This is a genomic window from Pseudomonas sp. GL-RE-26 (genome assembly GCF_019956275.1).
In the GTDB taxonomy this organism is placed as follows: Bacteria; Pseudomonadota; Gammaproteobacteria; order Pseudomonadales; family Pseudomonadaceae; genus Aquipseudomonas; species Aquipseudomonas grandcourensis.
Map to the genome: position 1 here is coordinate 177,552 of NZ_JAHBDI010000001.1, position 10,022 is coordinate 187,573.

The 10,022-nt window shown below is 59.6% G+C and carries 11 protein-coding genes and 1 pseudogene; 6 read left to right on the forward strand and 6 right to left on the reverse strand.

Annotated elements, in window-relative coordinates:
* Positions 1–79: 79 nt before the first annotated feature.
* The 4 genes from KGB07_RS00815 to KGB07_RS00830 form a co-directional block, all read right to left on the reverse strand.
* A complete protein-coding gene (locus tag KGB07_RS00815) occupies positions 80–1,438 on the reverse strand; it encodes an ATP-binding protein (RefSeq protein ID WP_223464162.1) in 1,359 nt (452 codons plus the stop codon).
* Positions 1,414–2,079, reverse strand: coding sequence for a response regulator transcription factor (locus KGB07_RS00820; RefSeq protein ID WP_223464181.1), 666 nt, complete (start codon positions 2,077–2,079; stop codon positions 1,414–1,416). Before KGB07_RS00820 ends, KGB07_RS00815 begins: the two co-directional genes overlap by 25 nt.
* An 85-nt stretch (positions 2,080–2,164) precedes the next feature.
* The gene (locus KGB07_RS00825; RefSeq protein WP_046043342.1) at positions 2,165–2,599 is read right to left on the reverse strand and encodes a hypothetical protein; all 435 of its coding nucleotides are present in this window, start codon (positions 2,597–2,599) and stop codon (positions 2,165–2,167) included.
* Positions 2,600–2,628: 29 nt separating this feature from the next.
* On the reverse strand, positions 2,629–3,393 hold the full coding sequence (locus tag KGB07_RS00830) for a hypothetical protein (RefSeq protein ID WP_223464163.1): 765 nt from the start codon (positions 3,391–3,393) through the stop codon (positions 2,629–2,631).
* Positions 3,394–3,576: 183 nt separating this feature from the next.
* Here KGB07_RS00830 and KGB07_RS00835 point away from each other — a divergent pair.
* The 3 genes and pseudogenes from KGB07_RS00835 to KGB07_RS00845 all read left to right on the forward strand — a co-directional run.
* Positions 3,577–4,065: pseudogene (locus tag KGB07_RS00835) on the forward strand (AraC family transcriptional regulator ligand-binding domain-containing protein); the annotation flags it as partial.
* 16 nt (positions 4,066–4,081) lie between these two features.
* Positions 4,082–4,321 (forward strand): helix-turn-helix domain-containing protein, encoded by a 240-nt coding sequence (locus tag KGB07_RS00840; RefSeq protein ID WP_223464182.1) that lies wholly within the window; start codon positions 4,082–4,084, stop codon positions 4,319–4,321.
* A gap of 140 nt (positions 4,322–4,461) precedes the next feature.
* Complete coding sequence (locus tag KGB07_RS00845) at positions 4,462–4,971, forward strand: cupin domain-containing protein (protein ID WP_223464165.1); 510 nt, start codon at positions 4,462–4,464, stop codon at positions 4,969–4,971.
* A gap of 100 nt (positions 4,972–5,071) precedes the next feature.
* Here the strand turns inward: KGB07_RS00845 and KGB07_RS00850 are convergent, their stop codons facing one another.
* Positions 5,072–5,257: a hypothetical protein gene (locus tag KGB07_RS00850; protein ID WP_223464167.1), complete on the reverse strand. Its 186-nt coding sequence runs from the start codon at positions 5,255–5,257 to the stop codon at positions 5,072–5,074.
* A gap of 159 nt (positions 5,258–5,416) precedes the next feature.
* Complete coding sequence (locus KGB07_RS00855) at positions 5,417–6,634, reverse strand: M24 family metallopeptidase (RefSeq protein WP_223464168.1); 1,218 nt, start codon at positions 6,632–6,634, stop codon at positions 5,417–5,419.
* A gap of 160 nt (positions 6,635–6,794) precedes the next feature.
* Here KGB07_RS00855 and KGB07_RS00860 point away from each other — a divergent pair, with 160 nt between their 5' ends.
* The 3 genes from KGB07_RS00860 to KGB07_RS00870 all read left to right on the forward strand — a co-directional run.
* Positions 6,795–7,361, forward strand: a complete 567-nt coding sequence (locus KGB07_RS00860; RefSeq protein ID WP_223464171.1) for a helix-turn-helix domain-containing protein — start codon at positions 6,795–6,797, stop codon at positions 7,359–7,361.
* 261 nt (positions 7,362–7,622) lie between these two features.
* Positions 7,623–9,224 (forward strand): ABC transporter substrate-binding protein, encoded by a 1,602-nt coding sequence (locus KGB07_RS00865; protein WP_223464172.1) that lies wholly within the window; start codon positions 7,623–7,625, stop codon positions 9,222–9,224.
* Between the two features lie 102 nt (positions 9,225–9,326).
* The coding region (locus KGB07_RS00870; protein WP_223464174.1) for an ABC transporter permease subunit at positions 9,327–10,022 on the forward strand (696 nt) is incomplete at its 3' end.

Here is a 10,022-nt window from a genome sequence, read left to right on the forward strand (position 1 = left end):
CCGGCCTGTGTCGAATCGCCGGCCGGATGAAAGTCAGTGTATCGAGAGGTCGCGCTGACACACTGTGATACATAGGGATTTAGCCTGAGCCTCTTTTCAACTCGATCGAGACACATAACCCGCGCTTGTTCGTCTCATCCGAGAAACCCAGGCGCACCCGAGCCCCCGTACGCTCGGCGATGGCGTTGACGATGGACAAGCCCAACCCGGAGCCTGCTTCCTCTGTTCCCACGCTGCGATAGAACGGGTCAAACACGCGCATCTGCTCATCGGCCGTAATACCAGGGCCGGAATCCTTGACCTGAAGGATCACGGTGTCCTGCGCCTGCTCCACCGACAGGTCGACGCGTCCGCCACTTGGGGTGTAGCGAATCGCGTTGTCCGCCAGATTCTTGATCAGGATCAGCAGGTCCATTTCGTTGATGACGACCTGCACGTCTTCGGTACTTTCAACGCCGATGTCGATGCTCTTGCGTTCCGCCAAGGGCAACAGGTCCTCCAGCACCCGCCGATAGACCGCAAGGACCGAAACCGTGGTCTGCGGCCGCTCTGAATTCGATTGCGCGGCGGCCAGGGCCAGCAACTGATCAATCAGCTTTCTGCTGCGCTCGATGCCGCGGGACAACGGCAGCAGGCGTTCGACGGCTTGTGTCGGCATGGGCGTGGCTTTCAGTCGCTCGGCTTGCAGCGACAGGGCGGTCATGGGCGAGCGCAGTTCGTGGGCAGCGTCGGCGATGAAGCGGCGCTGGGTTTCCATGGATTGCGCAACCCGTGCCAGCAAGCGATTTATGGCCACGACGAAAGGGCGGATCTCGGTGGGCAGATGGTGTTCGTCGATCGGGTGCAGGGCCTGTTTGTCGCGTCGGTCTATGTCATCGGAGAGGGTGGCGATGGGACGAAACAGCTTGTGCACCAGATCGCTCACCACCAGCAACAGCACCGGAAACAGAATGAGAAACGGCAGCAGGCTGCGCCAGGCGCTCTCACGTGCCTCCTTGTCGCGAACCCCCGTCTCTTGGGCGACGACGATGCGCTCGCCCCGGGCGGTGGTGCGGACCAGTGCGCGAAAGTCTTCGCCCGCGATGTTCAAGGTCGACAGACCATCGGCCAGCGTCGTGGGGAAGGGCAGTGGCAGGACGCTGTCGTCGTTGTTGCCGACGGCTTTGTTGCTGTCAGCCAGGTATTGCACGATTACCCTCGATTCTTCGTCGTCACCGGCGATTTTTTCAGCGGCGGGGTAGTGCAGTGTCATCCGTTGTCGATCGAACAGGACCGCCACATGACGCAGGGTTTCGTCCTGCATTTCGTGGGCTTCGTCGAGGGCCGAGACGAACGCAAATATCCCGGCCAGCACCGCAACGATCAGGATGGCCAGCGACAGTGCGACCGACAGCCGTACCTGCACCGAGTCGCTCAAGCGCTTTTTGAAACCATCCATCCCATACCCCTGACGTTCTTGATGACCTGGTTGCCCAACTTGCGTCGCAGCGAATGAATCAGAAACTCCACGGCGTTGCTTTCCACTTCATTACCCCAGCCGTAGAGGCGGTCTTCGAGTTCGCTGCGCGAGAGGATCGCCCCCGGGCGGATCAACAGCGCCTGCAACAGGGCGAACTCGCGGCTGGACAGTTGCACACCGGGGTTATCGGCCGTGCTGGCCTGTTTCGACACCAGGTCCAGTGCCACCACGCCGTTGTCCAGCAATGACTGGGCGCTACCGCCTTTGCGGCGCAGCACGGCGCGCATGCGGGCCAACAGTTCGGCCATGTCGAAGGGTTTGAGCAAGTAATCGTCGGCGCCACCGTCAAGGCCGCGCAGGCGGTCGTCGAGGCTGTCCCGGGCGGTGATGATCAGCAGCGGCACCGGGTTGTTGCGGCCGCGAATGCTGTCGAGCACATCGAGCCCATCCTTGCCTGGCAGCCCGAGGTCCAGCAGCACCAAGTCATAGGGCTGGGTTTCCAGCGCCGAGAGTGCGGTCAGGCCGTTTTTCACCCAGTCGGTGGCGTAGCTCGCATCACTCAGTGCGCTCTGGATGGCGTCCCCGATCATCGGGTCATCTTCGACCAGCAATATGCGCATGTCCCGCTCCGAGAAGAAAGGCGCGGCGGTCATGACCGTCGCGCCTGTATTGAAGCACCTGTACCGGCGTTTGTCCGCCCGGTCATTACGCGCCTTTCATCGAATCGAAGGCCTTCATCAGCTCGTCCATGCGGGCCTTGCAGTCGTTCAGTTGCGGATTGCTGGTACGCAACGCGTCGAGCGCGCGGTCGATGGCCTTGTCCACGACATGCCAGTCGCTGGCAGCGCGAGGCTTGATGCCGGCTTCGGCCGAGTCCCAGGCGCTCTCCAGGTCCTTGATGCGGGCCTTCGCGCCCGGCAGGTCGTTTTTATCGACGATCGTGGCAACGTCGGCGGCGATGGTGCGGAACTCGGACAGGTCGCCCAGTTTCGAACCGGACTGGGTTTGGGCACTCATTGCGCCGGATTGGCTAGCCGCAGCAGGCTTGTCGGCAGGCTTCGAGCAGCCGGCAGCGATGCTGAGGAGGAAGATCGACGAGACAATGGCGACGTGGCGAATGATGTTTTGAAAAGGGCGCATGACGATTCCTTGATGAACTATTGAAAAGGTTACTCAGTGACGGAATTGCGGTTGCCGACACTCATCTGCGCGACAGCAACCAGCAGGACGATGACGCACAGGAAGATCGCGCTGGTCCAGGTGGCGCCCATGCCGAGGCCTCCGTAGGTCTTGGACTGGGTCAGCAAATCGCCCAGAGATGCACCGAACGGACGGGTAAGGATGTAGGCGATCCAGAAGGCCAGTACCACATTGGCGCCCAGGCGCCAGGCCAGCAGGGTCCCGGCGAGCAGCGCGGCGAAAATCACGGCGCCGAGGGTGAAGCCCAGGCCCAGCGCCTCGGTGGCCAGGTCACCGGCCGCCGTGCCGAGGGCAAAGGTGCAGAGCACGGTCGTCCAGTAGAACCATTCCCGGCGTGGAGTGACGATCTCGCGGATCGACAGGTTGTGTTCCATCCGGTACCAGACCAGGAAATTCAGTGCCAGCAGAACAGAAAACACCGCTGTGCTGGTGTACAAGCTGACATCGAGAACGTCGGTCAGGATGTCGGTGAGCTGGGTCCCGACGATGCTTACCAGCACCACGGTCAGCCAGTAGATCCAGGGCGAACAGGCGGTCTTGCGCATCTGTAAGAACAGCGCGATGGCCAGCAATGTCGCCATGCCGAGGCTGGTCCAGCCCAGGCCGAGGCCGGCATCGACAGCGAGGAAGTCCGCTCCGGTTTCACCCACCGTCGTGGACAGGATCTTGATCACCCAGAATGACAGCGTCACCTCGGGTACTTTGTTGAGCCATCCGGCTGTAAGGGGGTTCATGGGCGGGTTGCCTCTCCTGAGCAGCGCCGAAGTTGCGCAAGGGAGACGATACGGACCGAAACTTAGCTGAGACTGAGGGGAGGGAAGACGTTCGGTTTTCTGCCATGGACTTCGAAGTTCCAGTTGACTTCAGAGGAGCAAAACTTGCTTTATTGCGAACCTTGACGCGGATGGCGACGGACCATGTTTCTTTTACGCAGTGGCGCAATCGAGGGCTACGGCACCCTGGTGTCCCAGCTCGGCCAGAATCCGGTGAGTCTGTTACGTGACGCCGGGATGGTCGTGGCCCAGTTGCGTCAACCCAATAGCTATGTCTCTTACGAGAAGACTGCCGATCTGCTCGACGACACCGCGCGCCAATGCCAGGAGCCGCTGTTCGCCCTGCGCCTTGCGTCGCGCCAGGACCTGTTGGCGATCGGCGATGTGGCGCTGTCGGGCAGTCGCCAGCCAACGGTAGGGGAGGCGTTGAGTTTTGCCCGGCAATACCTGTATTTGCACGCCAGCGGCTTGCACCTGGAGCAAAGCCAGCGGGGCGATCGTGCCGAGGTCCGGTTGAGTTTCGACTTCACCAATGACAGCGGCCTGCTGCAATTGAGCCAGCTCAGCGCGGCTCAACTGTTCAATGCCGTGAAAATTCTCACTGGCGCCGATAGCCCGCAGATTCGCCTGCACCTGCAGTATCGAGGCGGTGAGCAACTCACCGGGTCTGCAGAAGCGCTTGCAAGCCGAAGGCAGCCGTTTCAGTCAACTGCTACAGGAAACCCGTCTGGAAATCGCCAAGCAAAACCTGCTGCGAGACAAAACCAGCATCACCGATCTGGCGTTGAATCTTGGGTATGCCGACGTCTCGGTGTTCAGTCGCCATTTCAAGCAATGGACCGGGTTTTCTCCGAGAAACTGGCGGGCGCAGCAAACGGTCGGCGATTGATAACCGGGCGAGTAAAATGGCAGGACAGGGTGCGGGGCAAGGATAAAAGCCAACTCGACTAAAGCACTATTTAGTCGAGTTATGTTGTCAAGTGCTTCGATTATGCCAATAAAGTCACGATTTAAAAGCAGGGAGACAAAATGACTCAAAGCACCCCGAAAATTGCAGAGCTGATCAAAACCCTGGGTCTTGAGCCTCATATCGAAGGCGGTTTCTTTCGCAGAACCTTCCAATCGGACGACCAGAACATGATCCTGAAGTCCGCTGGCCAACGACATTGCATGACGTCGATTTACTATCTGTTGACCCAGGACGCTCCAATCGGTCATTTCCATCTGAACCAGTCAGACATCGTTCATTACTATCATCTGGGCGATCCGATTCAGTACACGCTGATTTTTCCAGACGGCACATTGAAAACCATCGTGATGGGTCACGACGTTCTCGCCGGACAATGCTTGCAACTGCACGTGCCCGGTGGCATCTGGAAAGCTTCGCAGGTGATGCACGGCGCAGCAGGATTCGGTTTGATCAGTGAAGCGGTTTCGCCAGGCTTTGATTTCGCGGATATGGAAATGGGTGACCGGCAAAAGCTTGGGCAACAGTTTCCTGAGCATTGGGCATTGATCGGAAAGCTGACGCGAGGATGAGGTGGTTGCTTGCTTCAAGATCTGTGTGTGTCGGGGTCAATCTGGCAATATCGTATTACGTGTAATGTATATTATGTTAAATCAAGTATCAGTGAATCCATCACGCTTCCTCCTCTGCATCCTTGTGACTCCATGAATTTGAAACTTTCCCATCAAAAATGCCGATGGGATTGTTTTTGCTGACGTCGCTGATGTCATTGAGCGGCGGTTTGAGAGCCGTATCAACAATGCCAGGCCCGATCGCGATCGCTACCGGACCCTGACAGATAACTCCGTCGTTTGGCATACCTGCCTCACCGGCACGCAGCTTCGAATGAAGATGGGGTCATGCCGGGATAAGGCAAAATCAGGACATTTGCTTCGCATGCGGTTGTTCTAAAAAGGCTGCGTGCAATCCACCTCAAGTCCTCCTGAATGGCTGGCCACCTCGGACAATCGCCTGCCCTCAGGCCTCCAACCCGAACGGATCGTCTACGGAATGGCTCGGCTCGGTAAACCAGCGCGGCCCAGTGGTGGTCATGTAGAAATGATCCTCCAGGCGAATGCCGAACTCGCCCGGCACGCAAATCATCGGCTCATTGGAGAAGCACATGCCCTCGGCCAGCGGCGTCTGGTCACCACGCACCAGGTAGGGCCCTTCGTGAATGTCCAGGCCGATGCCATGTCCGGTGCGGTGCGGCAGGCCGGGTAACTGGTATTCCGGGCCGAGACCGGCGGCTTCCAGGCTAAGCCGCGCGGCGGCATCCACCACCAGGCAGGGTTCGCCCAGGCGCGCGGTGTCGAAGGCGGCCTGTTGGGCGGCCTTTTCCAGGTTCCACATGGCGCGCTGGCGGTCGCTCGGGGTGCCGAACACGTAACTGCGAGTGATATCCGACTGGTAGCCGTGGAGCAGGCAGCCCGTGTCGATCAGCACCATGTCGCCGTCCTTGAGCACCTGCGCGTGCTTCACCCCATGGGGAAAGGCGCTGGCCTCGCCGAACAGCACGATGCAGAAGGTCGAACCCGGCGCGCCCACCTTGCGGTGTGCCTCGCGGATGAACTCGGCAACCTCGGTGGTGCTGATGCCTGCGCGCAAGATGCTGGCGGCAGCCTTTTGCACTTGCAAGGTCATGTCTTTGGCGCGCTGCATCAGCGCCAATTCTGTAGCGGACTTGTGATAGCGACACAGGTTTATCACGCAAGAAGCGTCTACGAACTCGAAGCCCGATCCGAGGCGGCGGATTGCGTCGAACATGAAGAACGCCAGGGATGGGCACAGTCCCACCACTGCGTTGGCGGCGATGCCCATTCCAGCGAGCATGTCGAGCAGCAGGCGGTAGGGACTCTCATGCTCATGCCAACCATGGATAACCCCATCCACCTCGCGGAAGTCACGGATGGTGCCCTCTTCGAATGCCGGGGCGATATAGGCCAGCGGGCCGTTGGCGGGCAGCACGGCGCCGACCATGCGTTCGCTCGGGCTCCACTTCACCCCAGTGAAGTAGTACAGGTTGCTGCCAGCGTTCAGGTAGAGGGCGGCGATGCCCTGCTCTCGCATCAGGCCCTGGGCCTTGGCAATGCGTGACTGGTATTCGTCGAGGCCGATGGGCTGCATGCCCGCGGTCATCTTCGCCAGGCCGGCCAGCGCCTGTTCCGGAGTTTTGCCACCTACACCCACTGTCATCTCATTCTCCTGAGTTATGTTGCAGTGCTCGAAATTTAAGCCTGACTTAAAAATGCGTCAATACGTATTTTCAGCTCCACTTAATTTCAATCAGGCGAAAAGCCTTTTCGACAATGCGCTGCCCGCTATACTGGCGCCTTTCAGAACACGAGCCACGCCAATGACCGCAGAACAGATCGGGGAACGGCTGCGCCGCTACCGCCGTGCCGCCAACAAGACCCTGAACCAAGTCGCCACTGAAACAGGCCTCACAGCCAGCTTCCTGTCGCAGGCGGAGCGTAACCTCACTGGCGTGTCCATCTCCTCGCTGGCGAGAATCGCAAATGCCTTGGGCATTCCGCTCAACACCCTGTTCGACCAGCCCGCCCAGCCCCAGCCCGACTCCCACCAGGGCCAGCGCGTACGGTACTCCATCGGCAGCCAGCCACTGGTCTACGAGCGCCTGTCCAGCAACTTCCCCGGCAACCTGATCAACGCGATGAAGATGACCATGGCGGTGGGCTACCAGTCCGAGCTCATCTCCCACGAAGGCGCAGAGTTTACCTATGTGCTCTCCGGGCACATCGTCTACACCATCGAAGGCCACACCTACCCGCTCGGCCCGGGGGGATCGGTGCATTTCGACTCCACCAAGCAGCATTCCATTGCCAATTCTGGCGACGAAGTTGCCGAAGTGCTGGTCGTTACCACCATGGGGGGCCTGCTCGACGATCACCCCACGGCCTGATCGGCCGCCTTCAAAAAGTAAGTAACACTGAATTTAAGTTGAAATTAATTTTAGATTGACTTAATTTTTGCCTCGGCCGACGGCGGCGCGAGCACCCCTCTTCCCTTCAGCGCTACCGCCCGAGCCATGACGACGGCCTTCGGCTGCCTGCTCGTAAATAACGGGCAGCCTACCGCCCATAAAGCCGCAGGGTCAGGTGCATCCCCCCAGGAATGGTCTACCTGATCTGCCGCCCTCAAAAATAACAACAATGAGGTTCGCATGCGCAAAAAAACCACGCTCAAGACCATGATCGCCGCCGGCCTGATCCTCGGTTCCGGCCTCACCCACGCCGCCAGCAACCTGGTGTTCTGCTCCGAAGGCAGCCCGGCTGGCTTCGACCCAGGCCAATACACCACGGGGACCGACTTCGACGCCTCAGCCGAAACCGTATTCAACCGTCTCTCGCAGTTCGAACGTGGCGGCACCAAGGTCATCCCGGGCCTGGCAACCAGCTGGGACGTTTCTCCCGATGGTCTGACCTACACCTTCCACCTGCGTGACGGGGTCAAGTTCCACACCACCGACTACTTCAAGCCGACCCGCGACTTCAACGCCGACGACGTGCTGTTCACCTTCAACCGCATGCTCGACAAGGACATGCCGTTCCGCAAGGCCTACCCCACCGAATTCCCCTACTTCACCGACATGGGGATGAACGAAAACATCACCAAGGTCGAAAAAGTCGACGACCATACCGTCAAGTTCACCCTCAAGGGTGTCGACGCAGCCTTCATCCAGAACCTGGCCATGAGCTTCGCCTCGATCCAGTCGGCCGAATACACCGACCAGTTGCTCAAGGAAGGCAAGGCCCAGGACATCAACCAAAAGCCGATCGGCACTGGCCCGTTCGTGTTCAGCAAGTACCAGAAAGACGCCCAGATTCGCTACAAGGGCAACAAGGATTACTGGAAGCCTGAAGACGTGAAGATCGACAATCTGATCTTCGCCATCACCACCGACGCCTCGGTGCGCATGCAAAAGCTGAAAAAGAACGAATGCCAGATCACCTCCTTCCCGCGCCCGGCCGATATCAAGCCGCTGCAGGAAGACAAGAACATCAAGATGCCTAGTCAACCAGGCTTCAACCTTGGCTACATCGCCTACAACTTCACCCGCAAGCCGTTCGACAAGCTCGAAGTACGCCAGGCGCTAGACATGGCGGTAAACAAGAAAGCCATCATCGACGCCGTTTACCAGGGCGCCGGCCAGTTGGCCGTCAACGGCCTGCCGCCGACCCAATGGTCCTACGACGAGACCATCAAGGACGCCGGCTACAACCCGGAAAAAGCCAAGGCGCTGCTGAAGGCTGCAGGCGTGAAAGAAGGCACAGAAATCACCCTCTGGGCCATGCCGGTGCAGCGCCCCTACAACCCCAACGCCAAGCTGATGGCCGAAATGCTCCAGGCCGACTGGGCCAAAATCGGCATCAAGGCCAACATCGTCAGCTACGAATGGGGCGAGTACATCAAGCGCGGCCACGCCGGCGAGCACGACGCCATGCTGATCGGCTTCACTGGTGACAACGGTGACCCGGACAACTGGCTGGGCACCCTCTACACCTGTAACGCGGTCAACGGCAACAACTTCTCCAAGTGGTGCGATGCTGGCTACGACAAACTGGTGAAGGCCGCCGAGGCCACCGCCGATGTGGAAAAGCGCACCGCGCTGTACAAAGAAGCGCAGCATGTCCTCAAAGCGCAGGTGCCGATGACCCCGATCGCCCACTCCACGGTCTACCAGCCGATGCGCACCAGTGTGCAGGACTTCCAGATCAGTCCCTTCGGACTCAGCAGCTTCTACGGCGTCTACAACGAACAATGATCGACAGGGGCCGGCAAGCGGCCCCCCCTCGCCTTCCTCGAGCCGGCGCCAGACCGACGAGGACTTTCTCACCACAAAAATAATAAGGAGTGATAAGCCCAAATGCTGAGTTTTATTGCCCGCCGACTGGGGTTGTTGATCCCCACGTTCTTCGGCATCACCCTGCTGACTTTCGCGTTGATTCGCATGATCCCGGGCGACCCCGTAGAAGTCATGATGGGAGAACGTAGGGTCGATCCCGAAATGCACGTTCAGGCAATGGAACGCCTAGGTCTGAACAAACCCCTGTATGCCCAGTACCTGGATTACATCGGCAAACTGGCCCACGGCGATCTCGGGGAATCCCTGCGTACCCGTGAAAGCGTGTGGAGCGAATTCACCTCCCTGTTCCCCGCGACCCTGGAACTGTCCTCGGCCGCGCTGTTGTTCGCCGGTGTCCTGGGCCTCTTGGCCGGAGTGATCGCGGCACTCAAGCGAGGGTCCCTGTTCGACCATGGGGTGATGGGGGTCTCCCTGGCGGGATACTCGATGCCGATCTTCTGGTGGGGCCTGATCCTGATCATGTTCTTCTCGGTGAGCCTGGGCTGGACCCCGGTTTCCGGGCGTATCGACCTGCTCTACGACATCGAGCCACGCACCGGCTTCATGCTGATCGACACCCTGCTGGCCAACGAGCCGGACGCCTTCTTCGACGCCCTGCACCACCTGATCCTGCCGGCCATCGTGCTCGGCACCATTCCGCTGGCAGTGATCGCGCGGATGACCCGTTCTTCGATGCTCGAAGTGCTGCGTGAAGAC

What these genes read in the sequence shown, in the direction of transcription:
- KGB07_RS00815 (WP_223464162.1), bottom strand. Translation starts at nt 1,438, where the DNA reads ATGGATGGTTTCAAAAAGCGCTTGAGCGACTCGGTGCAGGTACGGCTG.
- KGB07_RS00820 (WP_223464181.1), bottom strand. Translation starts at nt 2,079, where the DNA reads ATGCGCATATTGCTGGTCGAAGATGACCCGATGATCGGGGACGCCATC.
- KGB07_RS00825 (WP_046043342.1), bottom strand. Translation starts at nt 2,599, where the DNA reads ATGCGCCCTTTTCAAAACATCATTCGCCACGTCGCCATTGTCTCGTCG.
- KGB07_RS00830 (WP_223464163.1), bottom strand. Translation starts at nt 3,393, where the DNA reads ATGAACCCCCTTACAGCCGGATGGCTCAACAAAGTACCCGAGGTGACG.
- KGB07_RS00845 (WP_223464165.1), top strand. Translation starts at nt 4,462, where the DNA reads ATGACTCAAAGCACCCCGAAAATTGCAGAGCTGATCAAAACCCTGGGT.
- KGB07_RS00850 (WP_223464167.1), bottom strand. Translation starts at nt 5,257, where the DNA reads ATGCCAAACGACGGAGTTATCTGTCAGGGTCCGGTAGCGATCGCGATC.
- KGB07_RS00855 (WP_223464168.1), bottom strand. Translation starts at nt 6,634, where the DNA reads ATGACAGTGGGTGTAGGTGGCAAAACTCCGGAACAGGCGCTGGCCGGC.
- KGB07_RS00860 (WP_223464171.1), top strand. Translation starts at nt 6,795, where the DNA reads ATGACCGCAGAACAGATCGGGGAACGGCTGCGCCGCTACCGCCGTGCC.
- KGB07_RS00865 (WP_223464172.1), top strand. Translation starts at nt 7,623, where the DNA reads ATGCGCAAAAAAACCACGCTCAAGACCATGATCGCCGCCGGCCTGATC.